Source organism: Variovorax atrisoli 110B (genome assembly GCF_000382045.1).
In the GTDB taxonomy this organism is placed as follows: domain Bacteria; phylum Pseudomonadota; class Gammaproteobacteria; order Burkholderiales; family Burkholderiaceae_C; genus Variovorax; species Variovorax atrisoli.
This window is the reverse complement of record NZ_KB907450.1, coordinates 738,393-761,399: the sequence shown is the minus strand read 5'-3', so window position 1 is coordinate 761,399 and position 23,007 is coordinate 738,393. Positions and strand designations below refer to the sequence as shown.

Here is a 23,007-nt window from a genome sequence, read left to right as displayed (position 1 = left end):
ATGAAGAAGAAGACGAACCTGGCGGCGCCCGTCCCGGCTGGTATTACGGCCGGCATCACTGCCGGCATCGCGGCGATGCTGCTGGCGGGCTGCGCGGTCGGTCCTGACTACGCGCGCCCGCAGCTGAACCTGCCCGAGCGATACACGCCTGCGCCACCCACGAGCCAGGCCGCCGAGGGCGTGCCGCTCGCGCACCTGTCGATCGATGTGGACGTGCCTGCCCAGTGGTGGCAGGCCTTCCGCAGCGAGCCGCTGAACGCGCTGGTCACCCAGAGCCTCGCCGGCAACCCGACCATCGAGGCCGCCGATGCCGCCCTGCACGCCGCGCAGGAGAACGAAGCCGCCGACCGCGCCGCCTTCTGGCCGAGCGTGGCGCTGGGCTACTCGCCGACGCGGCAGCGCGTGGCCAGCGCGGTGGCGAGCCCGGTGTCGTCCAACGCGAGCCTCTACACGCTGCACACGGCGCAGGTGACGGTGTCGTACACGCCCGACGTGTTCGGCGCCACCCGCAGGCAGGTGGAAGGCGCGCAGGCCAACACCGAGCTGCAGCAGTTCCAGAGCGTGGCCGCAAAGCTCTCGCTCAGCAGCAACGTGGTGACCGCCGCGATCACCGAAGCCTCGCTGCGCGCGCAGCAGGCCGCCACGCTGAAGATCATCGCGGGCCAGAAGGAAGTGCTGCAGGCCTATCGCAGGCAGCTGGCGCTGGGCCAGGCAGCGCCGGCCGACGTCGATGCGCAGGAGGCCGCGCTGGCCGCCACCGAAGCGACGCTGCCGCCGCTCGACCGGCAGCTGGCGCAGCAGCGCAACCTGCTGGCCACGCTGGCCGGCCGCTTCCCGAGCCAGGGCGTGGAGGCGCGCTTCGATCTCGACGCGCTCCAACCGCCGACGGAGCTGCCGCTGACCCTGCCCTCCAGCCTCGTCGAGCATCGGCCGGACGTGCGTGCGGCCGAGGCGCAGCTGAAGTCGGCGAGCGCGGCCATCGGCGTGGCGGTGGCCGCGCGCCTGCCCAACGTGACGCTGGGCGTGAACTCGTACGGCTCCTCGGCCTACCGGCTGGCGGATCTGTTCAAGTCGTCCTCGCTCTTCTGGACGGTCGCCGCGAGCGTGACGCAGCCCATCTTCGACGGCGGCGCGCTGAAACACCGCGAGGCCGCCGCCCGCGCATCGTTCGACCAGGCGGCCGGGCAGTACCGCGCAACGGTGCTCGCCGCCTTCCAGGACGTGGCGAACACGCTCGAAGCCATCGACGCCGACACCCGCGCGCTGCAGGCAGCGGTGAAGGCCGAGCGCGCCGCGTCGCAGAGCCTGGCGCGCACGCAGGCACAAGTACGGCTGGGCGACGCCAGCGCGCTCTCGCTGCGCATCGCCCAGCAGGCCCAGCAGCAGGCGCTGCTCAACCTGGTGCAGGCCCGCGCGCTGCGGCTGACCGACGCGGCCGCCCTCTTCCAGGCGCTGGGCGGCGGCTGGTGGAACCAGCCGCATGCTGCGGTCGACTCGTCTTCGTCGCTTTCGACGTCTTCTTCCAATTCCTCCGCATCGCCATGAACATCATCCGCCACGACATGGGACCCCGCTTCAGCGAGATGGTGACCGTCGACCTCGGCACTGCGCGCCTGCTGTATCTCTCGGGCCAGGTGGCCGAGAACCCGTCGCTCGACATCACCGGGCAGACGCGCGAGATCCTCCATCACATCGACCGCCTGCTCGCCACGCAGGGTGCCACCAAGCAGGACCTGGTCAGCGTGACGATCTACCTGCGCACCGTGGGCGACTACGCCGCGATGAACTCGGTGTGGGACGAATGGGTGCCGGCGGGACACACTCCCGCGCGCGCCACGGTGGGAGCGAAACTGATCGACTCCGAGTACCGCGTCGAGATCCAGGCGACGGCCGCGATCGCAGTGAAGGGGCCGGCGCCGTGATGCGCCTCTTCCTTCTTGGAGCGCTGATGCTGAGCGGCTGCTCGGCCTTCGATGCGCATTCCTTCGACCGCTCCGCCGGCTGGCGCGCTGCCGAGGTCGTCAGCGTCGGGCGCGCGGGCGACCTTGCCGCCACGGCCGATCGCGATTGCGGCTCGGACGGTGGTGCCGCGGCGCCCTACGCCGTCGTGCGCTATCGCAACGGAGGCGTGCACAGCCGTTCGGTAGGCACCGGCCGATGGCCTGCCGACGCCCGGCTCAAGGTCGGCGATGCGGTGGAAGTGAACGTCCTCGACTGCGCCGCGCCCCTGGCGCTGCCGGGTCAGAGCGGCAGCAACTCCGGCACGCCGTCGCGCTGAAGCCAGCCCTCGAACTCGTCGGAGAGCCGCCGCGCCTCGCGCGTGGCGCGGCCCCATGCGGTGATGCGCGCCTGCGCGTCGTTCGCGAAATGGATGAAGTCCTTGCGGTCGGGCAGCTTGCCGTTGGGCAGTGACCGAACCCATTCGGGGTCGGGCGCAAGCACCACCATCCGGTCGAGAAAACCGCTGGCCTTGTGGCGCCAGCGCAGGCCCTTGTCGAGCCAGCCCGGCACCACCGCCTGCTGGAAGTGCGGGTACAGCACGATGCCCTCGTCGGCCGGCTGGTAGTCCAGGTGCAGGTGGTAGTCGGTGATGCCGCCGTCCCAGTAGGCGCCGCGCGGCGCGCCGGGAATGTCGTGCACCGCCGCCAGCAGGAACGGGATCGAGCACGAGGCCTGCAGCACCATGTTGAAGTTGGCCTCGCTCAACGCGTGCTGGCGCGTGCGGAAGTCGCGCGTGGCGAAAGGCAGGGCCGCGCCGGGGGTGGAGAACACGCAGCGCTCCAGCCACGCGCCCAGGCTCTTGCGGTGCAGGCTGTTGGTGGCGAATGCCCCGAGGTAGCCCACGGGCGTGCGCGCCCTGCCCTCGCGCCCGAGGATGTGCCGGCCGCGCGAGGTCACCACGTGAAGCCGATAGCGCGGATGGCTCAGCACCTCGCCGATGCGCCCGCCGTAGAACGATTCGAGGCTCTCGGCGAAGCGCTCGCTGAGCTGGTGCGGGCTGAGCTTCTTCTGGCCGGGCGGCACCTCGAACTGCTGGTGCACGTAGTCGTGCTCGAAGCGCTCGAAAGCGGTGTCGGGATCCGACAGGCAGGCCGTCGACAGCCGCCACGCGCCGATCGACGCGCCCACCAGGTGCACCTGCTGGCTCGACTGCGGCAGCCAGCGTCCGAAGATGAAACGGTCGAGCGGCCCGAGGATCAGCCCCTTCGGCCCGCCCGCCGCGCCGGGAACGGTGCGCACGTCCTGCGGACGCAGGCCGTGCTGCTCGATGTGCTTGCGGGCCGCGGGGCCGGCGTAGATGCGCAGGGCTTTCATCGTCATGCCGGTCGCGTCAGCAAGAAGCGTGCGTCGACGCCTGCCTTACTTGCGAAGCCCCTGCAGCTTGGCGAAGGCATTGGCCATCTGGCCGGCCGGTTGCGGCGAGCTGTCGCGGCGGCCGTGCTGCTGCTGGCCGCGTCCAGCCCCTTCGAAGCGGTTGTCGCGCGGGCCGTCGCGGCGCGCCGGAGCGGCGTCGAGCTTCATCGACAGGCCGATGCGCTTGCGGGCCACGTCCACTTCCATCACCTTGACCTTCACGATGTCGCCGGTCTTCACGACCTCGCGCGCGTCGTTCACGAACTTGTGGCTCAGCTGGCTCACGTGGACCAGCCCGTCCTGGTGCACGCCGAGGTCGACGAAGGCGCCGAACTGGGCCACGTTGCTCACGGTGCCTTCGAGCACCATGCCCTCCTTCAGGTCGGCGATGTCTTCCACGCCGTCATTGAAGCGCGCCACCTTGAAGTCGGGGCGCGGGTCGCGGCCGGGCTTCTCGAGTTCGCCCAGGATGTCCTTGACGGTGATGACGCCGAACTTCTCGTTGGCGAAGAGCTCGGGCTTCAGCGTCTTGAGCATGTCGGCGCGGCCCATCAGCTCGGTGATCGGCTTGCCGGTCTTGACGATGATCTGCTCGACCAGCGGGTAGGTCTCGGGGTGCACGCCGGTGATGTCCAGCGGGTCGGCACCGCCGCGGATGCGCAGGAAGCCCGCGCTTTGTTCAAAAGCCTTGGGGCCGAAGCCGGTCACGTCGAGCAGCTGCTTGCGGGTGGAGAAGGCGCCGTTGGCTTCGCGCCAGCGCACTACCGCCTTCGCCACGCTGGACGACAGGCCCGACACGCGGCTGAGCAGCGGCACGCTGGCGGTGTTGAGGTCCACGCCCACGGAGTTCACGCAGTCTTCCACCACGGCCTGCAGCGTGCGCGCGAGCTCGCTCTGGTTCACGTCGTGCTGGTACTGGCCCACGCCGATGCTTTTGGGGTCGATCTTCACGAGCTCGGCCAGCGGGTCCTGCAGGCGGCGTGCGATGGAGGCGGCGCCGCGCAGGCTCACGTCCACGTCGGGCATTTCCTGCGAGGCGAATTCGCTGGCGGAGTACACCGAGGCGCCGGCTTCGCTCACCACCACCTTGTCGACCTTCAGCTCGGGCGCGCCGGCCTGCGCGGCCATCTTGGCCAGCAGCTTGATGAGGTCGGCCGCCAGCTTGTCGGTCTCGCGGCTGGCGGTACCGTTGCCGATGGCGATCAGGCTCACGCCGTGCTTGGCGCACAGCTTGCCCAGGGTGTGCAGCGAGCCTTCCCAGTCCTTGCGCGGTTCATGCGGAAACACCGTGGCGGTCTCGACCAGCTTGCCGGTGGAATCGACCACGGCCACCTTCACGCCAGTGCGGATGCCGGGGTCCAGGCCCATCACCACGCGCGGGCCGGCGGGCGCTGCGAGCAGCAGGTCGCGCAGGTTGTCTGCGAACACCTTGATGGCGACCTTTTCCGCGTCTTCGCGCAGGCGGGTGAACAGGTCGCGCTCGGTGGACAGCGCGAGCTTCACGCGCCAAGTCCAGGCCACGCACTTGCGGAGCAGGTCGTCGGCCGGGCGGCCCGAATGGCTCCAGCCCAGGTGCAGCGCGATGCGGCCCTCGGCGATGCTGGGCTTGCCGGGTTCGGGCTCCACGGGCAGCACCAGCTTGGCATCGAGGATCTCCAACGCGCGGCCGCGGAACACGGCCAGTGCGCGGTGCGAGGGCACGCGGCCGATGGGCTCGTCGTACTCGAAGTAGTCGCGGAACTTGGCGACGTCGGCGTTGTTCTCGTCCTTGCCGGCCATGAGGCTGGAGCGCAGCAGGCCCTCGTTCCAGAGCCATTCGCGCAGGCTCTGCACCAGCGCGGCGTCTTCGGCCCAGCGCTCGGAGAGGATGTCGCGCACGCCGTCGAGCACGAGCGGCACGGTCGAGAAATCGGGGCCCGGCTTGCCGTCGTCGAGGGTGGTGGCGGGCTGCAGGAAGGCCTTGGCTTCCACGGCGGGGTCGAGCGTGGGGTCGGCCAGCAGCTTGTCGGCCAGCGGCTCGATGCCGAATTCCCGGGCGATCTGGCCCTTGGTGCGGCGCTTCTGCTTGAACGGCAGGTAGAGGTCTTCGAGTTCCTGCTTGGTGGGCGCCAGCTCGATGGCGGCGCGCAGCTCCGGGGTCAGCTTGCCCTGCTCGTCGATGGCCTTGAGCACGGCCCCGCGGCGGTCTTCGAGTTCGCGCAGGTAGGAAAGAAGCGCTTCAAGTTCGCGCAGCTGGGTGTCGTCGAGGCCATCGGTGGCTTCCTTGCGGTAGCGGGCGATGAATGGAACCGTGGCGCCCCCGTCGAGCAGTTCGACGGCGGCCTTCACCTGGTTCTCGCCGACCTTGATCTCGACGGCGAGCTGGCGAATGATTTTCTGCATGTCTTGAGCGCGTCCCTGGCAAAGCGCGGGAGTTTGCCATAGGCGAGCGCGGCCTCGCCCCCTGCCGGCCCGCCGGGCGTGTTACAGCTTGCGTTCGTGTTCCGCCCGTGCCGGCGCCGCGCACGGCACCACGAGCCGCACGCACAGGCCGTGCGGCGCGACGGGGCCGATGTCGAGCTCAGCGCCGATCGCCTCGGCGCGCGAATGCATGCTGCGCAGGCCCTTGCCCAGGCCGGCGGAGGGAATCCCGTCGCCCGCCGCCTCGCCCGCCCGAACGTTCGCCTCCGGGCCCAGCCCGCGGCCGTCGTCGCGCACCTCGAGCACCATCGCGCGCCCCTGGTCGTGCGCCGCGACCCGCAGCTCGACCCGGCTCGCACGCGAATGGCGCAAGGCGTTCGACAGCGCCTCCTGCGCGACGCGGCAGACCTGCGAGGCGGTCTCCGCGGGCATCTCGAAAGTCTCTGCCTCGGCCGGCACGCTCCACTCGAAGGCCACCCCCATGCGCTCGAAGGCGGGCAGCAGGCGGTAGCGCAGGTGTCCGAGGCGCTCGACGACAGTGCTGTCTCCCTGGTCGTCCAGGTCGTCCACCGTCATCTGCAGCTCGAGCAGGCAGGCCTGGAGCGCCATCGAGAGGCTGCCGGGGCCGGCCGACCTGGGGTCCTGGCTGGCCAGCAGCGCCACCAGCCTGGAACCGACGCCGTCGTGCAGGTCGTTGGCAATGCGGCGGCGCTCGGCCATCACGGCCTCGGTCTGGAGCGAATGGGAGGTGCGCTGCCGCGAGAAGTACCAGATGCCCACGACCATGGCCAGCACCAGCACGTTGACGGCCTGAAGGGCCCAGAAGGCGAACGACATGTCGCCCGCAGTGGCTGCGACGGCGGCCGGCCCTGACCAGATCGCCTGCGCGGCGACCGGCGTCAGGTGCAGTGCACCCGCGAGCGCGGTCCAGGCCAGCAGCCGGCGGCGCGAGACCTGCCGGCGCAGCCATGCCAGCAGCACGCACCAGGCAGCGATCGAAAGCCACACGAACTGGTCTTCCAGAAGATGCGGAAGCTGAAGGTCCTGCGGCGCGAGCATGGCATGGCCTAGAGGAGTCCCCGATGGGAGGCGAAGCTCACGGCCTGCGCGCGCGTGTGCGCGTGCAGCTTGCGATAGATGTTCTTGACGTGTGCGTTAACCGTCTGGGCACTGATGGTGAGCTGCAGTGCGATCTCTTCGGTTACGTAGCCGGTCGCTACAAGTCGCAACACTTCGCGCTCCCTCGCCGACAGGGTCGCCTTGCTGTCGGGCGGGCGCACCGGGTTCACGTTGGAGCGCTTGTGATCGAGGTGCACGAGCAGCCTGCGGGCCAGCCGGGGGGTGATGGCGGCACCGCCATTGACCACCTGCAGCACGGCCTGCGCATAGCTCTGGAACCACGCGTTCTTGACCAGGTAGCCCGAGGCGCCGAGCTCGAAGGCATGCAGCACCTGGGGTTCGTCCTCGAGGGCGGAAATGACGATGATCTCGGCCGCGCTGCGATGGCGCTTGGCCTCCTCGATCAGTTCGAATCCGCTGCCGTCGCCGAGCCGGATGTCGACCATGAGCACGTCGAATTCATGCTGCATCAGCAGGCGCCGGCCCTCGCGCAGCGTACCGGCCTGTCCTTCGAGCTGGATGCGCAGGTCGCCCAGCAATTCCTGGGCGATGACGCGGCGCACGAACGGGTCGTCGTCCACGAGCAGTACGCGCACCGGCTTGGTCTGCTGCCCGGTCAGGAAGTCTGGCCACGGGAGGGTGTCGGCGGACGGTGACAGCAGTCCGCCGAACTGGCCAGGGTTGTTGTACTTCCTCGCAGAGTTGCTTGAATCTGTCAACGAAATCTCAAGATCGCTTTCCATTTCAGCCCCTTTGTGACAACTAGTCCATCGTGTTCGTTTCCAAAAGTTAATCCATTTCTACTCAGATTTTTAAATCGAACTTTTTTGATTACCTTGGTTGCATCCTGTTGCGATTGACTACCGGTGTCAAGTAAAAGTACTACTTTTCCCTTGTGGCAACGCATGTAATGCCCGTTCCGCGAGGCTTTGGATGGGCAGTTCGACATGTCTTTTGCCATAGCCTTGCTCTACCCAACAAGGGGCGCCGCCAACCCTCTCCGAGGCCTTGACGAAGCATTTCGACTGACATTTGAGCCATTCAAATCCCCCTCGCTGACCGTCAGCTGATGGCAAAGCGGCCCGCCGCACTGCCTTGCCTTACGCTCGCACGATGACTTTCCTTGCGCATCTGTTGCGCGTGCTGCGTGCCCTGCTCCGCGCCATTGCCACGGCGCTCGTCGTTCCGCTGCTGCTCTTCGAGGAGTGGGGCTGGGAGCCGCTGGCGGCGCTTGTGGCGCGCCTCTCGCACCTTCCCCTATGGGCTGCGCTAGAGGAGAGGCTGCGCCGGCTGCCGCCATGGGGAGCGCTGCTGGCCTTCTTCGTGCCGGTCCTGTTGCTGCTGCCGGTGAAGGTGCTGGCGCTCTTCCTCTTCGGCCGTGGCCATGCGGCGAGTGCGCTGACGGTGCTGGTGCTGGCCAAGTTGGTCGGCACGGCCATCGTGGCGCGGATCTTCCAGCTGGTCGAGGGACCGCTGATGCGCATTCCCTGGTTCGCCCGCTGGTATCCCCGATGGAAGGCCTGGAAGGACCGCGTGCTCGACTTCGTCAGGCAGAGCCGCCCCTGGCGCCTTGTGCGGGCGTTGAATCGGCGCCTCGCCCGAAGCTGGCGTCATTTCAAGGAAGGCTGACTCACATTTTACCCGGGTATATTGCAATCTCCATTTAACCCGGGTAATATTTGAGGCATGAACCTGCCCACTGAAACCCGCCGCGCCCTGATCCGCCAGTACAAGGAAACCCCGCGCCCCGCCGGCGTCTACGCGATCCGCAACAGGCTCGACGGGCGCATCTACGTGGGCGGCAGCCTCGACGTCGACGGCGCGATGAATCGCGCGCGTTTCGAGCTGAACATGCGCTCCCATCGCAGCAAGGCGCTCTTGCGCGACTGGATCGCTCACGGCGCCGACCATTTCAGCTTCGAGGTGGTCGATCGCGTCAAGGAGCGAAAAGACCCCGATTTCGATCGCGAGGCCGAACTCGAGAAGCTTCTTTCGCTCTGGCAGGAAGAGCTTCAATGCTTCGGGGCGAACGGCTACAACACACCCTGAACGCATGTGCGATACCTGCTGTCGAAACGGCGCGCAGCGAAGCGCAGCAGCGAGTAGATTACGCACCTCGTTTCGCTTGGCATCCTCCCAGGAACAAACAAACACCCGAATGTCTTCCGACACCCCGACAACCACCCTGACCGTGTTCTTCGGCTTCCAGCGCGTCGCGCACGGCAGCAAGGCCGAAGTGCTCGAGCAGTTGAGCCGCCGCGACGATCCCGGCCCGTATCTCGTTTTCGACGACCAGACCGGCACCCAGCTCGACCTCGACATGCGCGAGCTCCCGCCCGAACTGCGCTACCCCGAGGCCGAGCCGCATCGCGACGAGGCACCGCGCAGCGTGGGCCGTCCCAAGCTCGGCGTGGTCGCACGCGAGGTCACGCTGCTGCCGCGGCACTGGGACTGGCTGGGCCGCCAGCCCGGCGGCGCGTCGGTCGCGCTGCGCAAGCTGGTCGAAGATGCGCGCCGCGTGAACGCCGAGCGCGACACCGTGCGCGCTGCGCAGGAGGCCGCCTACCGCTTCATGACCGCGATCGCGGGCAACCTGCCCGGCTTCGAGGAAGCCACCCGCGCGCTCTTCGCTGGCGAGGAGCAGCGTTTCGCCAACCTGATCGAACCCTGGCCCGCCGACGTGCGCGCCCATCTGCAGAAACTCGCGGCCGCCGGCTGGAACCATCGATGAGAACGACAACCGAGACGACCGGCACCCCGGCCAGCAGCCAGGGTGCCGGCCAGAGCGGCCTGCAGGGCGTGCCCGTATCGCCCGTCAACGCGCCCCGGCCTTTGTGGAAGGTGTTCCTCTTCTTCCTCGCGCCGATGTTGCTCAGCAACATCCTCCAGTCGCTCTCGGGCACGCTCAACAACGTGTACGTGGGCCAGATGCTCGGCGTGGGCGCGCTCGCGGCGGTGTCGAGCTTCTTCCCGGTGATGTTCTTCTTCATCGCCTTCATCATCGGCCTGGGTGCGGGCGCCTCGGTGCTCATCGGCCAGGCCTGGGGCGCGCGCGACGCCGCCAAGGCGAAGGCCGTCGCGGGCACCACGCTCACCGTCGGCGTGCTGATGGGCCTCGTGATCGCCGTCTTCGGCGGCGCGTTCACCACGCCCATGCTGGCGGCGCTGGGCACGCCGCCCGACGTGCTGGCCGACTCCACGCGGTATGCGCGGATCATGCTGATCGCGATGCCGGGCGTGTTCATCTTCCTGCTGGCCACCGCGATGCTGCGCGGCGTGGGCGACACCGTCACGCCGCTGCTCACGCTGCTGATCTCCACCCTGATCGGCCTGGTGGTCACGCCTGCGCTCATCCGCGGCTGGGGCGGCCTGCCGCAGCTCGGCGTAGCCAGCGGCGCATGGGCCTCGGTGCTGTCGTTCCTCGTGGCGACCGTCTGGCTGGGCTTCCGGCTGCGCCAGCGCAGGAGCCCGCTCGCACCCGATGCGGAATTCATGCGCAACCTGCGCATCCAGCCGCACCTGCTGAAGGCCGTGCTGCGCATCGGCGTGCCCACCGGCGTGCAGATGATCGTGGTGGCGCTGGCCGAGGTGGTGCTGCTGTCGATGGTCAACGGCTTCGGCTCCAACGCCACGGCCGCCTACGGCGCGGTCAACCAGGTGGTGGCCTACGTGCAGTTCCCCGCCATCTCCATCGCGATCACCGCGTCGATCCTCGGCGCGCAGGCCATCGGCGCGGGCCGTGCCAACCGGCTCGGCGCCATCGCGAAGACGGCGCTGCTGATGAACCTCGTGCTGACGGGCGGGCTGGTGCTGCTGGGCTACCTCTTCTCGCGTCCGCTGATGGGCTTCTTCATCACCAGCGCGCCGGTGATCGAGATCGCGCAGACGCTGCTGCACATCATGCTGTGGAGCCTGGTGGTGTTCGGCATGGCCTCGGCGCTCTCGGGGATCATGCGCGCCAGCGGCTCGGTGCTGGTGCCGACGCTGATCTCCATCTTCTGCATCCTGGGCGTGGAAGTGCCGGTGGCATGGCTCATGAGCCACCGCATCGGGCTCGACGGAGTCTGGGTGGCCTACCCCGTGACCTTCGGCGCGATGCTGCTGCTGCAGACCGCGTACTACCAGCTCGTGTGGCGCAAGAAGGCGATCCACCGGCTGGTGTAGGCGCCGCTCCTACCTTCCCTCGAAGGCGCGCTGCACCTCGGCAAGGTCGAGCTTGACCATCTTCATCATGGCCTGCATCGCGCGGTTGGCCTTGGCCTGGTCCTTGTCCTGGAACATGCGGATCATGGCCTTGGGCGCGACCTGCCACGACACGCCGTAGCGGTCGGTGAGCCAGCCGCACTGCACGGGCTCGCCGCCGCCTTCGAGCAGCCTGTCCCAGTAGTAGTCGACATCGGCCTGCGTCTCGCACGGAACGAACATCGAGATGGCCGGGTTGAACTTGTACTGCGGGCCGCCGTTGAGGATCATGAACTCCTGCCCGTCGAGCTCGAAGGTCGCGGTGAGCAGCGAGCCCTTGCGCTGGGGGTTGGCGTCGCCCCACAGCAGCCTGTCGGTGACGCGGGAGTTGGGGAAGATGCTGCTGTAGAAATTCAGCGCCTCCTCGCCGTTGGTGTCGAACCAGAGGCAGGGAACGATCTTCTGCATGGGATCTCCTTGGTGCTTGAATGATGAACCTTGAGGTTCAGTATCGAAGCCTCCGCCGCTGGCTGTCAACCCGTGCAACGCCTGTCAGTGGGAAGTTGTCAGGCGATGCGATAGAAGCCCTGGTCGGGGCGTACGCCCGCTTTCTTCGTGAACTCGACCGGATCGAAGCCCTCCTCGGCGAACTTCTTCTTAACGAACTCGGTGGCCGAGGCCACGGCCTGCTCGCTGGTCCATTCGACCAGCGTCAGGACGTTGAACTCGCTGCCTCCGCCCGTCTGGTCCAGCACATGCGCGCGCAGGCAGCCCGGCAGGTTGCGCAGTGTCTGCTGGATGCGCTGCATCTGCGCGATGAACGCCGGCCGCGCGTCGGCTGGCACGGCGAACTTGTCGACCCGGAAGACGGGACCGTAGGCAGGGATCGAGGAAGAGGTCGAGGACGAGGCGATGGTGTCGTGCGACATGGAGCGGATTCCTTGCAGAGAAAAATGCGCACGGGACCCGCGCGCTGGGAGCTATTCTCAAACCTCAAGTAAAGCTGAGGTCAAGGGCTTTTCTCTTCCATGAACGACGCACTTCAACGAGCCGGCATTCCCCCCACGCTCACGGTCGGCGAGGTCGCCCGCCGCAGCGGGGTGACCGTGTCCACGCTGCATTTCTACGAGGCGCAGGGGCTGATCGGCAGCACCCGCACCGCGGGCAATCAGCGACGCTACCCGCGCACGGTGCTGCGGCGCGTGGCCTTCGTTCGGGTAGCCCAGAGGGTAGGCATTTCGCTTGCCGAGATCGGCGCTGCACTGGCTACCCTGCCCGACTCCGCCGCGCCGACCCGCGAGGACTGGGCCCGGCTCTCGGCCTCATGGCGCTCGGATCTGGACGAGCGCCTGGCGCAATTGCAGAAGCTGCGCGACGCCCTCGACGACTGCATCGGCTGCGGCTGCCTGTCTATCGACCGCTGCAAGCTGCGCAATTCGCTCGACCGGCTCGGCGCCGAGGGCCAGGGGCCGCAGCGGCTGCTGGTGAAACGAGGCGCCTGAAGAACCCGGGCGCTTGCGCCAAAAAAAGCACTTCGCCGGCGAAATGCCCCGGCCGAATCGACCGCGCCCCACGGCGGCTGCAAGCGCCAAGGATGGTGCGCCGCCACGAAGGCAGAATGGAAAAAAGCAAAGGACTCCGAATGACGAGTACTTCACTCACACCCGAGGCCGCCCGTGCCTACGCCGTCGAGATGCACGGCGAACAGAAATACGGCACGCATCCCTACGTGCACCATCTCGACGCCGTCGCCGCCCTGCTCCAGCCCTACGGCGACAAGGCGCGCGTCGTCGGCTATCTGCACGACGTGGTCGAGGACACGGCCGCCACCGTGGCCGACGTGCGCTCGCGCTTCGGCGACCTGGTCGCCTCCTGCGTCGCTCTGCTCACCGACGCACCCGGTGCCAATCGCAAGGAGCGCAAGGCCAGGACTTACGCGGCGCTGGCCGAGGTGAAGGGCGACGAGGAACTCGCGCTGCTCGTGAAGGCCGCCGACCGGCTGGCCAATGTGCGCGCCTGCGTGGCCGACGGCCAGCGCGCCTTGTGGGACACCTACCGCGGGGAGCACCCGACCTTCAGGGCAGCCGCGTTCAGGCCCGGGCAGTGCGATCCGCTGTGGGCCGAGCTCGACACGCTGCTCTCGCCACCGCACGCGCCAGCGCCCTAGCCGGCACGCGGATTCGCGAACTCCATCACCCCGTCGTCCACCGAACCGAAGCGCAGGCTCACGAGATCGCGCGCGTAGTTCTGGTACACCCGCCACGGCGCGCGCGAGCCCTGCTTCGGAAACCTGTCCACCGCGCGCTGCACGTAGCCTGAGGAGAAGTCCAGCCAGGGCTCGGGCACCAGAGACGGGTCGGTGTTGCGGGGCGTGCATTGCCTCCAGCCGTGCTTCTCCATGTGGTTGAGCACCCGGCAGACATACGCACAGGTCAGGTCGCTCTTGAGCGTCCACGAGGCGTTCGTGTAGCCGAACGACGAGGCCAGGTTGGGCACGTCGCTGTACATCATTCCCTTGTAGTTGAAGGTCGCGGCCGGGTCCACGCTGCGGCCGTCCACATCGAGCTGCACGCCGCCCAGCACCTGCAGCTCGAGTCCGGTGGCGGTGACGATCACGTCGGCCTGCAGCTCTCTGCCCGACTTCAGCCTGATGCCGCCCGGCGTGAAGGTGTCGACATGGTCCGTGACCATCGAAGCGCGCCCTGCCCTGATGGCCGCGAACAGGTCGCCGTCTGGCACGAGGCAGAGGCGCTGGTCCCACGGGTTGTAGCGCGGCGTGAAATGCGTGGCGACGTCGTAGCCGGGCCCGAGGGCCTGCCGCACGCCACCGAGGATCAGCCGCTTCACGCGTTCGGGCCTGCGCCGCGCAAGGCGGAAGAAGTACATCGACAGCAGCACGTTCTTCCAGCGCGTGAGGCCGTACGCGATGCCTGACGGCAGGAAGCTGCGAAGCCGATGGGCGATGGGGTCGCGCGCCGGCCGCGCGACCACGTAGGTGGGCGAACGCTGCAGCAGCACCACGTGCGAGGCCGTCTTGGCCAGCGCCGGCACCAGTGTCATCGCGGTCGCGCCGCTGCCGACCACGACCACCCTCTTGCCGCTGCAATCGAGATCCTCCGGCCAGTGCTGCGGATGGACGATGCGGCCCGTGTAGTCGCCGATGCCGGCGAACCCGGGCGTATACCCGGCCTCGTACCGGTAGTAGCCGCTGCACAGGAAGAGGAAGTTGCAGCGCATGCGCAGCGGAGTCCGCTCGGGACCGCGCTCGACATCCACGCTCCAGCAGGCATCGGGCGTGGACCACGAGGCGCGCACCACACGGTGGCTGAACCTGATCTTCCGGTCGATGCCGTATTGCCGCGCCGTCTCGCGCAGGTAGCCCAGGATCGACGGCCCGTCGGCGATGGACTTCTCCTGCGTCCATGGCCTGAACGAATAGCCCAGCGTGTACATGTCGGAATCGGAGCGCACGCCGGGATAGCGGAACAGGTCCCAGGTGCCGCCGCTGCGTTCGCGCCCCTCGAGGATCGCGTAGCTGCGCCCCGGGGCACTTCGCCTGCAGGTGGTAGCCGGCGCCGATGCCGGAGAGCCCGGCGCCCACGACCAGCACGTCGAGGTGCTCCTGTCGGTGCTCCTGTTGCGGCTGCTGTTGCTGGGTCTGCCGGTCTCGGTCTTCTTCCTGCATCGACATGTCTCCTGTCTCCTCAGTTCCTGCTGCCGGCGCCTCCTGCGGGCTTGCTCCGGATCATCAGCCAGGCGCTCACCGCACTGAGCACCGCCAGGGCCGCGCTCGACAGCATCACCCAGCGAAACCCCGCGACGAAGGATTCGGCCACCGCGCGCTTGACCGCGGCCGCGGTCGCCGCGTCCACGCCCGGCGGCACCGCAGCGCCTCCGAGCTTGCTGCGTTCGCCTTCGAGAAATGCCGCCAGCTGCGGCGAAGCCCCCATCTCGCGCAGGTGCGCCGCCAGCGCCGCGTCGAAGGCCCAGGCCATGAGCGCGCCGAACACCGCGATCGCCAGCACCGCCGCCGCGCGCGACACCGCGTTGTTCACGCCCGAGGCCACGCCCGCCAGGTCGGCGCCGACGGAGTTCATCACCGTGGTCGTCAGCGGCGCCACCGTCACCGTCATGCCGAAGCCCAGCACCACCACCGCCGGCAGGAAGCCGCTCCAGAAGCTCGCGCCGACACCCGGCAAGGCGAACAAAGCGAAGCCCACGGCGGCGATGGACGGGCCGATCACCAGCGGCATGCGCGGCCCGAACCGGTCGACCAGCTGCCCCGCCCAGCCCGAGAGCGCGAACATGATGAAGATGAAAGGCAACAGCGCCGCGCCGGCCACCGTGGCCGAGTAGCCCTGCACCTGGATCAGGTTGAGCGGAAAAAAGTACAGCCCGCCGCCCAGCGCCGCATAGAGCAGCAGCGTGAGCAGGTTGGCGCCGCTGAAGTTGCCGATGCGCAGCAGCTGAAGCGGCAGCATCGGCGTGCGCGCCCTGTGCTCGGCGAAGAAGAAAGCCACGCTGCCAAGCACGCAGATGGCCAGCGCGCAGAGCACCGCCGGCGAACCCCAGCCCTGCGTCGGCGCCTCGATGAAGGCGTAGACGATGCCGCCGAGACCTGCCGTCGCCAGCAGCGCGCCCCACAGGTCGAGCCCGCCGGTAGCGGAGGCTCCGCGGCTTTCGGGCACGTGGCGCCACACGATCCACAGCACCACCAGCGCCATCGGCACGTTGATGAGGAAGGCCCAGGTCCACGAGAAGTGATCGACCAGGAAGCCGCCCAGCACCGGCCCCACCGCCCCCGTGATGCCGCTGAAGCCCGACCAGGTGCCGATGGCCTTGCCGCGCTCCTTCTCCGGAAAGGCCGCGCTGATGAGCGCGAGGCTGCCCGGCACCAGAAGCGCGCCGCCGATGCCCTGCACCGCGCGAGCGGCGATCAGCTGCTGCACATTGGCCGCGAGCGCGCAGGCCACCGATGACAACGCGAAGATGCCGACACCGATCGCGAACACGCGCCTGCGCCCGTAGTGATCGCCCAGCGCCCCGCCCACCAGCAGCAGCGCCGCCAGCAGCAAGGCATAGGACTCGACCACCCATTGCGCCTGGAAGGCGGTTGCGTGCAGGTCGGACTGGATGGCCGGCAGCGCGACGTTGACGACGGTGCCGTCTATGAAGGCCATGCTCGAGCCAACGATGGCCGCTGCCAGCACCCATGGCCTGGCGGCTTCGGGACAGCCGGTCTCCTCGGGGCGGGCGCCGTGCAGGATCAGCGTGTCGTCGCAGGGCGCCTTGCCGATCTGTGCCATGGGGTCTCCTTTTCATGGGATTCCGTCTTGCCCCTTCCCCCCTCTGGCGGAAGGTCGGGATGGGGGCAGCCCCCGCACGATACGCCATGCTTCCTCGAGCGCTGCCGTGCCCCCACCCCTGCCCTCCCCCAGAGGGAGAGGGAGAAACAGCCAGGATCAGGTCGCGCAGGCGGTCGCCGAGGGGTTGGCCAGCGCCGCGCTCACGCTGCGCGCCATCGCGGCGGCGGCGGCCGAGGTCACGCGCTGCGCACCCTGCGCCAATGCGTCCATGCCGCTGCCCACGGGCTCGCCAAGGCTCAGCTGACAGATCATCGTGCGCGCCTCGTCGGAGCGCCGCAGCGTCCAGGTGAAGTTCGCGTCCACGCGAGCGCCGTCCACCGCATCGAACTGCCGCAGCTGCACCGCGATGCGCCACACCGGCAGCGAACTCTGCCGGCCGCCCTTGGTCACGTCGAGCGCACCGAGCCGCCCGGCGATGCCGCTGGCCAGCGCGTCGCGCAGTTCGTTCTCGAAGGACGAGGCCCAGCGGTGCTGCTCCAGCACGTCGACCTGCACGCTGCCGTCGGGACGGCGCACCACCATCTGGGGCCGGGCCAGCCGCTCGGGCACGGCCACCGGCGCGAGCTCGATGTAGACCGGCGCGGTGCCGCCGATCGTCGAGGGCGCCGCGTCGGCTGCGGCCACCGGGCTCGCCAGCGTGTAGTAGTTGTCGGGCTTGCTGGCGCAGCCCGAGAGCGCGACCAGCGCTGCGGCAAGGTACGCGGGATAGGCAAGGTGTTTCGTCTTCATTTCTTGTTGTCGTCCGGTTTGCCGCGCAGCAGCGACTCGGGGTGGCGCTCGAGGTAGTCGGTCAGCACGCGCACCGAGCCGGCGGCGCGTGTGAGCTCCTGCAGCGTCTGTCGCATGTCCTGCTGCAGCGGCGAGTCGTCGGCCAGCGTGCGCTCGGCCGTGTTCACGGTCTTGCGCACGTCCTTCATGGCTGCAGCCAGCTCGGGCGTGACGTCGTTGTTGATGCGCTTGACCGTCTGCTCGGCGGCCGTGAGGGTCTTGTTGAGCGTCGCGAGCGTGGTGCGCAGGTCGGCCGCGATCTGCTCGTAGGGCACCTTGTTGAGCTTGGTCGCGATCTCCTGCACCTGCGACTGGATCTCGTCGAGGCTGTTGGGCACCGTGGGCAGCTCGATCGGGTTCTTCGACAGGTCGATCTTGGCGGCAGGCGCCTTCGGGAAGAAGTCGAGCGCCACGTAGACCTGGCCGGTCAGCAGATTGCCGTTGCGCAGCTGCGCGCGCAGGCCCTTCTCGGCCAGGAAGCGCAGCCGCTCCTGCTGGCTGAAGCGCGACTCGGTGCCGGTCTCGCCCGCGCGGCGGCGCAGGCGGTCTGGATAGACCTGCACCAGCACCGGCATGCGGAACTCGCGCTCGGCGCGGTCGAATTCGACGCCGATCGACTTCACCTCGCCGATCACCACGCCGCGGAAATCGACTGGCGCGCCCGGCGCCAGGCCGCGCAGCGACTGGTTGAAGTACATCAGCAGCGTCTGCGAAGGCCCGTCGGGCTCCTTCATGGCCGTCGTTTCGTCCTGCGCCAGCGCGAAGGAGGCGTTCTCGTTCGCCGTCGGCCCCATGGCGTCCTCGGGCGCGCGGAAGGCGATGCCGCCGAGCAGGATCGTGGCCAGCGACTGCGTGCGCAGCGTGAAGCCGCTGGCGCTGAGCTGCGCATCGATGCCGCTGGCCTGCCAGAAGCGGGTGTTCATGCCCACGAACTTGTCGTACGGCGCATTGACGAACACGCGCAGCGTCACGCCGCGACCGTCGCCGTCGAGCTCGTAGGCCGCCACCTGGCCGACCTTGATGCGCCTGAAGTAGACGGGCGAGCCGACGTCGAGCGAGCCGACGTCGTTGGCGCGCAGCAGGAACTGCTTGCCGGAGTCGTCGCGGGTGACGATGGGCGGGCTCTCCAGGCCAGTGAACTCGCCCGCCGTTTCCTTCGACACGCCTGCGTCGGCCCCGATGTACGCACCCGACAGCAGCGTGTTGAGGCCCGAGATGCCGGAGGTGTCCAGCCGCGGGCGCACCACCCAGAAGCGCGAGTCTTCCGCGGTGAAGCCCTGCGCGTCCTTGTTGAACTGCACCAGCACGCGCACGTGCGAGCGGTCGCGCGCCAGGCGCAGGCTGGTGACCAGGCCGATCTGCACGTCCTTGTACTTGACGGCGGTCTTGCCCGCCTCCAGCCCCTCGGCGGTCTTGAAGGTCAGCACCACCTCCGGGCCGCGCTCCATGATGATGCGCGCCACCAGCGTGATGCCGACCAGCGCGGCCACGATGGGAATCAGCCAGATCAGCGAGGGCAGCCACTCGCGCCGGCGCACCACGCGCGGCTTGGGAAGCGGGTGCTGGCCTGTCGGGCTCGGCCGGGCGGATGGTGCCGGGTCGTCTTGGGGTCGGTCGTCTTCACTCATGCTGGTTTCTCGTCCCTTTTTTCATGTCCCTGTACAAGCTGCTCGTGCCGTGCGGCTTCCTCGTTGTCCTGCAGGATGGCCTGGTCCTCCCGGCTGTCCCAGGTGAGCTTCGGGTCGAAGCTCAGCGAGGCCAGCATGGTCAGCACCACCACCGAGCCGAAGGCCGCGATGCCCACGCCCGCGGTGATGACCGCGAAGCCCTGGATCTGCACCAGCCCGGTCAGCAGCGACACCACGAACACGTCGAGCATCGACCAGCGGCCGATGATCTCGATGATGTGATAGAGCTTCGCCCGCTCCCGCCGCCGCCACGTGCTGCCGCGCTGCGCCAGCACTACCAGCAGCAGGAGCACGGCCAGCTTGAACAGCGGTACCAGGAAGCTCGCGATGAAGACGATGGCCGCCAGCCCGTAGGCGCCGGACACCCAGAAATAGATCACGCCGCTCAGGATGGTGTCGTTCTGCGTGCCGAACAGCGTGCGCGTGATCATCACCGGCAGCAGGTTGGCCGGGATGTACATCATGCAGGCCGCGATCAGGAAGGCCCAGGTGAGCTTCAGGCTCTGCGGCTTGCGCGTGTGCAGGTGCGTGCCGCAGCGGCCGCAGGGTTCGCCGTCCTGCGCGTCCTTCCAGACGGCGCCGCAGTGGCGGCAGGCCATGTAGCCCATCGAGGCGGCGGTGGGCGACTTCGCGTCTTCTTCATGTTCGTGGTGGTATCGGTCGCCGTAAGCCGCGAGGCTTCCGAGGCGCTGCCGGACGCGTCCCAGCGGCTTCATGCCGATGCCCCGCCTTTCCCTTCGCCAGGTTCGTCGCCGACCTTCTCGCCCCTCGGGCGGAACGCCATCCCCCAGAACGCGCCCGGGTCGAACGACAGCACCGCCGTCAGCATCACCGTGAGCGCCACGAAGGCCCACAGCGCCGGCCCCGGGACCACGGTCGCCATGCTCGAAAGCTTGACGATGGCCACGAGAACGCCCAGCAGGAACACCTCGATCATTCCCCAGGGCCGCAGCGACTGCATCGCCCGAACCAGCAGCGCGAAGCCCAGGGGCCGGTGCTCGCGGCTCAGCGGAACCAGCAGGTAGGCCAGGATGCAGAGCTGCAGGAAGGGAAAGAGGATGGTCGTGGCCAGCACCAGCAGCGCCACCACCGACATGCCCTCGGCGCTGAGCGCCACCACCGCGCCGGCCAGCGTGGTCTGGCTGCGCATGCCCTGCAGCTCGATCTCGACGATGGGGAACAGGTTCGCGATGGCGAACATGATCAGGCAGGCCACCGTCAGCGGGAGGATGCGGCGCTCCTGCTGCCCCGGATGCCGGTCGAGCTCGGTGCCGCAGCGCGGACAGCGCGCCACGTCGCGCGGGCGAAGCGGCGTGCGGCCATAGACCGCATCACAGCCCGGGCAAACCACGGTATCAGGTACTTCCGTCATGGATGAGTACCCTAACTCATTCAGCCGCCGTGGCTTGTCGTCTTGAGCCGCAGGCTGCTGAAAACCGCCGCCACCGCGGCAAAGCTGGCGGCCAGCACCAGCGCGACCACCGGCCCGTGGCCGCCATGCGGGCTCCAGAAGCTGAAGACGCCCGCCAGCACCACGGCGCCCAGCGTCTGCCCGGTGAGCCGGGCCGTACCCAGCATGCCGCTGGCCGCACCACTGCGGTGCGCCGGCGGCGAGCTCACGATGGTGTGGTTGTTCGGCGACTGGAACAGCCCGAAGCCCAGCCCGCACAACGCCATGCGCCAGGCGATGTCGGCATTGCCCGGATGCGCCGGCAGCGCCGCCAGCAGCCCCAGCCCGATGGCCAGAAGGCCCAGCCCGATGCCTCCCAGCAGCCCGTCGGGGTAGCGCCCGATCAGCTTGCCCGCGATGGGCGCCATCACCACGATGGCCAGGGGCCAGGCCGTGATGAGCAGGCCCGCCTCGATGTGGCTGCGCCCGTACACCTCCAGCAGCAGGAAAGGCAGTGAGATGTAGGCCAGCATTTGCGCGCAGAACGCCGCAACCGAGGTGCCCATCGACAGCGCGAACACCGGGATGCGCAGCAGGTCGATCGGGAAAAGCGGCACGGCTTGCTTGCGCTGGCGCCGCAGGTAGACGAAGCCGACCACCAGTCCGGCCACCAGGATGCCCCAGGCCGACGCCTGCGAGCCGCCCGCGCCCTGCGCCCCTCCCTCGCGCACGCCCAGCCGGTCCACGCCCAGGAACACCAGCGAGAACATCAGCACGTTCAGCGCCACGTCGAGCGGCGAGAAGCGCAGCCCCGCGGCCGGCGGCACGCGGTTGAAAGGCAGCGCCTTCAGGCCGAGCGCGAAGGTGACGATGCCCAGCGGCACGTTGATGGCGAAGAGCCATGGCCACGAAGCCACCGACAGGATCGCCGCCGCCACCGAGGGCCCTGCCACCGACGAGGTGGCCACCACCAGCGAATTGATCGCCATGCCCTTGCCCAGCTGCGACGACGGGTAGGTGAGACGCACCAGCGCCGCATTCACGCTCATGATGCCGGCCGCGCCCAGGCCCTGGAAAGCGCGCGCCGCGATCAGCGTGCCCAGCGAGTTGGCGAATGTGGCGGCCAGCGAGGACAGCGTGAAAACCGCCATGCCGACCAGGTACACGCGCCGGTAGCCCACGAGGTCGCCCAGCGAGGCCAGCGGCAGCAGCATCACCAGCGTGGCGATCTGGTAGGCGTTGACCACCCAGATCGACTGCGACGGGCTCGCGCTGAGTTCGCGCGCGATGCCAGGCAGCGCGAGGTTGACGATGGTGCCGTCGAGCACCGCCACGATCAGCCCGAGGATGATGACCAGCATCGCCCTGCCGCGCTCCGGCTGGGACAGCCCGTCGACGGGCCTTGGCGCCGCGTTGCCGCCGTTGTTGTTGTCTTCGGCGGCCGGGAGCGCGGCGCCTGCGCGTACCGTGTTCATCAGGCTTGCTGTGTCCTTCCTGTCTTTCCTGCCTTGCCCGTGGGCTCCGAGCGCACGCCGCCCAGCGTGAGCCAGGTCAGCACCAGCGCGATGAGCGCGCCGGCGGCCATGCCGGCCACCATCGGCAGCGGCCTGCCGTCGGTGAAGAAGCCCACCACCGCCATCGCCAGTGCGCCGGTGAGCATCTGCAGCGTGCCCAGCAGCGCCGAGGCCGTGCCTGCGATGGCACCGTGCATTTCGAGCGCGAGAACGCCGGTGGTCGGGATCACCAGCCCCATGAAGCCCGAGGCGATGAAGTACAGGACGATCAGCACCCAGATGCTGTCGCCGCCCATCGCGAAGTAGGCGAACATCGCGATCATCGCGGCGCCGCAGCACACCACGCCGAACTTGACGAGTTTGACCAGCCCGTAGCGCTCGCCCAACGCACCGTTGAACTGCGAGGCGCCGATGAAAGCGGCCGCGTTCACGCCGAAGGCCACGCTGTAGAGCGCGGGCGACAGGCCGTAGTGGTCGATCATCACGAACGACGAGTTCGCGAGGTAGGTGAAGAAGCCCGCCATCGCGAAGCTGCCGATGAACACCAGCCCGAGGTAGTGCGAGTCGCGCAGCAGCAGCCAGTAGGCCGACAGCGCGCTGCCGAGGCTGCTTTCGACGCGCTCCGAAGCCGGGCGGGTTTCGTCGAGCAGCTTCGCCATCATGGCGAGGCCGACCACCGCGGCGATGGTCACGGCCCAGAACACGCCGCGCCAGCCGGCGAACGCGATCACGGCGCTGCCCGCGAGCGGCGCGAGGATCGGCGACACGCTGAACACCAGCATCAGCAGCGACATCAGCCGCGCGGCGTCGGTGCCGGTGTGCAGGTCGCGCACCACCGCGCGCGGGATCGCCATGCCGGCCGCGGCGCCCAGGCCCTGGACGAAGCGCAGCACGATCAGCGTCTGGATGTCGGTCGCCAGCGCGCAGCCGATGCTCGCCAGCGCGAAGAGCAGCAGCCCCGCGTACAGCGGCGGCTTGCGGCCCACCATGTCTGAGACCGGCCCATAGAGCAGCTGCCCGGCGCCCAGCGACAGGAAGAAGGCCGTGAGGCTCATCTGCACCGCGCCGATGTCGGCGCGCAGGCTCTGTCCGATGGCCGGCAGCGCCGGCAGGTACATGTCGATGGCGAATGGCCCGATGGCCGAGAGCAGGCCCAGCAGCAGGGCCATCTTGAAGAAGGGGGAAGAACGCATCGAGCCGATTGTCGCGAAGCGCGGCGATCGGTG

The 23,007-nt window shown here is 68.7% G+C and carries 22 protein-coding genes and 1 pseudogene; 9 read left to right on the top strand and 14 right to left on the bottom strand.

Annotation, left to right across the window (positions count from 1 at the left end; all coding sequences use genetic code 11):
• From G369_RS0103650 to G369_RS0103640, 3 genes are read left to right on the top strand one after another with little or no spacing between them, the layout of a single operon-like run.
• The gene (locus G369_RS0103650) at positions 1-1,545 is read left to right on the top strand and encodes an efflux transporter outer membrane subunit (RefSeq protein ID WP_019652618.1); all 1,545 of its coding nucleotides are present in this window, start codon (positions 1-3) and stop codon (positions 1,543-1,545) included.
• Positions 1,542-1,922, top strand: a complete 381-nt coding sequence (locus G369_RS0103645) for a RidA family protein (protein ID WP_019652617.1) — start codon at positions 1,542-1,544, stop codon at positions 1,920-1,922. Before G369_RS0103650 ends, G369_RS0103645 begins: the two co-directional genes overlap by 4 nt.
• Entirely contained in the window at positions 1,922-2,278 is a 357-nt protein-coding gene (locus G369_RS0103640; RefSeq protein WP_020722943.1) for a hypothetical protein, read from the top strand. Before G369_RS0103645 ends, G369_RS0103640 begins: the two co-directional genes overlap by 1 nt.
• Here the strand turns inward: G369_RS0103640 and G369_RS0103635 are convergent.
• The 4 genes from G369_RS0103635 to G369_RS0103620 all read right to left on the bottom strand — a co-directional run bounded on the left by G369_RS0103635 (position 2,242) and on the right by G369_RS0103620 (position 7,616).
• A complete protein-coding gene (locus G369_RS0103635) occupies positions 2,242-3,315 on the bottom strand; it encodes a patatin-like phospholipase domain-containing protein (protein WP_026346186.1) in 1,074 nt (357 codons plus the stop codon). The genes G369_RS0103640 and G369_RS0103635 overlap by 37 nt on opposite strands.
• Before the next feature lie 45 nt (positions 3,316-3,360).
• Positions 3,361-5,736: a Tex family protein gene (locus G369_RS0103630; RefSeq protein WP_019652614.1), complete on the bottom strand. Its 2,376-nt coding sequence runs from the start codon at positions 5,734-5,736 to the stop codon at positions 3,361-3,363.
• A gap of 81 nt (positions 5,737-5,817) precedes the next feature.
• Positions 5,818-6,813: a sensor histidine kinase gene (locus G369_RS0103625; protein ID WP_019652613.1), complete on the bottom strand. Its 996-nt coding sequence runs from the start codon at positions 6,811-6,813 to the stop codon at positions 5,818-5,820.
• 8 nt (positions 6,814-6,821) lie between these two features.
• Positions 6,822-7,616, bottom strand: coding sequence for a LuxR C-terminal-related transcriptional regulator (locus G369_RS0103620; RefSeq protein WP_019652612.1), 795 nt, complete (start codon positions 7,614-7,616; stop codon positions 6,822-6,824).
• Between the two features lie 370 nt (positions 7,617-7,986).
• On the opposite strand from G369_RS0103620, the gene G369_RS0103615 reads away from it, so the two are divergent.
• The 4 genes from G369_RS0103615 to G369_RS0103600 all read left to right on the top strand — a co-directional run bounded on the left by G369_RS0103615 (position 7,987) and on the right by G369_RS0103600 (position 11,037).
• Complete coding sequence (locus G369_RS0103615; RefSeq protein ID WP_020722942.1) at positions 7,987-8,502, top strand: hypothetical protein; 516 nt, start codon at positions 7,987-7,989, stop codon at positions 8,500-8,502.
• Between the two features lie 57 nt (positions 8,503-8,559).
• The gene (locus G369_RS0103610) at positions 8,560-8,922 is read left to right on the top strand and encodes a GIY-YIG nuclease family protein (protein ID WP_019652610.1); all 363 of its coding nucleotides are present in this window, start codon (positions 8,560-8,562) and stop codon (positions 8,920-8,922) included.
• Positions 8,923-9,031: 109 nt separating this feature from the next.
• On the top strand, positions 9,032-9,604 hold the full coding sequence (locus G369_RS0103605) for a DUF2239 family protein (protein ID WP_019652609.1): 573 nt from the start codon (positions 9,032-9,034) through the stop codon (positions 9,602-9,604).
• Positions 9,601-11,037 carry an MATE family efflux transporter gene (locus tag G369_RS0103600; protein WP_019652608.1) on the top strand — a complete coding sequence of 479 codons (1,437 nt, stop codon included), beginning with the start codon at positions 9,601-9,603 and terminating at the stop codon, positions 11,035-11,037. Before G369_RS0103605 ends, G369_RS0103600 begins: the two co-directional genes overlap by 4 nt.
• A gap of 9 nt (positions 11,038-11,046) precedes the next feature.
• Here the strand turns inward: G369_RS0103600 and G369_RS0103595 are convergent, their stop codons facing one another.
• Both G369_RS0103595 and G369_RS0103590 read right to left on the bottom strand, forming a co-directional pair.
• A complete protein-coding gene (locus G369_RS0103595; RefSeq protein ID WP_019652607.1) occupies positions 11,047-11,523 on the bottom strand; it encodes a VOC family protein in 477 nt (158 codons plus the stop codon).
• 98 nt (positions 11,524-11,621) lie between these two features.
• Complete coding sequence (locus G369_RS0103590) at positions 11,622-11,984, bottom strand: antibiotic biosynthesis monooxygenase family protein (protein WP_019652606.1); 363 nt, start codon at positions 11,982-11,984, stop codon at positions 11,622-11,624.
• A 99-nt stretch (positions 11,985-12,083) separates the two neighbouring features.
• On the opposite strand from G369_RS0103590, the gene soxR reads away from it, so the two are divergent.
• A complete protein-coding gene (soxR, locus tag G369_RS0103585) occupies positions 12,084-12,557 on the top strand; it encodes a redox-sensitive transcriptional activator SoxR (protein ID WP_019652605.1) in 474 nt (157 codons plus the stop codon).
• Positions 12,558-12,697: 140 nt separating this feature from the next.
• Positions 12,698-13,222 (top strand): HD domain-containing protein, encoded by a 525-nt coding sequence (locus tag G369_RS0103580; RefSeq protein WP_019652604.1) that lies wholly within the window; start codon positions 12,698-12,700, stop codon positions 13,220-13,222.
• Here the strand turns inward: G369_RS0103580 and G369_RS35370 are convergent.
• From G369_RS35370 to G369_RS0103540, 8 genes and pseudogenes are all read right to left on the bottom strand, one after another.
• Positions 13,219-14,746: pseudogene (locus G369_RS35370) on the bottom strand (flavin-containing monooxygenase). The gene G369_RS0103580 and the pseudogene G369_RS35370 overlap by 4 nt on opposite strands.
• A 13-nt stretch (positions 14,747-14,759) precedes the next feature.
• On the bottom strand, positions 14,760-16,361 hold the full coding sequence (locus G369_RS0103570) for an MFS transporter (protein WP_019652602.1): 1,602 nt from the start codon (positions 16,359-16,361) through the stop codon (positions 14,760-14,762).
• Between the two features lie 156 nt (positions 16,362-16,517).
• Positions 16,518-17,150: a PqiC family protein gene (locus G369_RS0103565; RefSeq protein WP_019652601.1), complete on the bottom strand. Its 633-nt coding sequence runs from the start codon at positions 17,148-17,150 to the stop codon at positions 16,518-16,520.
• Positions 17,147-18,817: a PqiB family protein gene (locus tag G369_RS0103560; RefSeq protein WP_019652600.1), complete on the bottom strand. Its 1,671-nt coding sequence runs from the start codon at positions 18,815-18,817 to the stop codon at positions 17,147-17,149. The genes G369_RS0103565 and G369_RS0103560 overlap by 4 nt, the downstream gene beginning before the upstream one ends.
• Complete coding sequence (locus G369_RS0103555; RefSeq protein WP_051127541.1) at positions 18,814-19,485, bottom strand: paraquat-inducible protein A; 672 nt, start codon at positions 19,483-19,485, stop codon at positions 18,814-18,816. The genes G369_RS0103560 and G369_RS0103555 overlap by 4 nt, the downstream gene beginning before the upstream one ends.
• Before the next feature lie 104 nt (positions 19,486-19,589).
• Complete coding sequence (locus G369_RS0103550) at positions 19,590-20,249, bottom strand: paraquat-inducible protein A (RefSeq protein WP_019652598.1); 660 nt, start codon at positions 20,247-20,249, stop codon at positions 19,590-19,592.
• Between the two features lie 20 nt (positions 20,250-20,269).
• Positions 20,270-21,742, bottom strand: a complete 1,473-nt coding sequence (locus G369_RS0103545; RefSeq protein ID WP_019652597.1) for an MFS transporter — start codon at positions 21,740-21,742, stop codon at positions 20,270-20,272.
• Positions 21,742-22,974: a multidrug effflux MFS transporter gene (locus tag G369_RS0103540; RefSeq protein WP_019652596.1), complete on the bottom strand. Its 1,233-nt coding sequence runs from the start codon at positions 22,972-22,974 to the stop codon at positions 21,742-21,744. Before G369_RS0103540 ends, G369_RS0103545 begins: the two co-directional genes overlap by 1 nt.
• Positions 22,975-23,007: the final 33 nt, after the last annotated feature.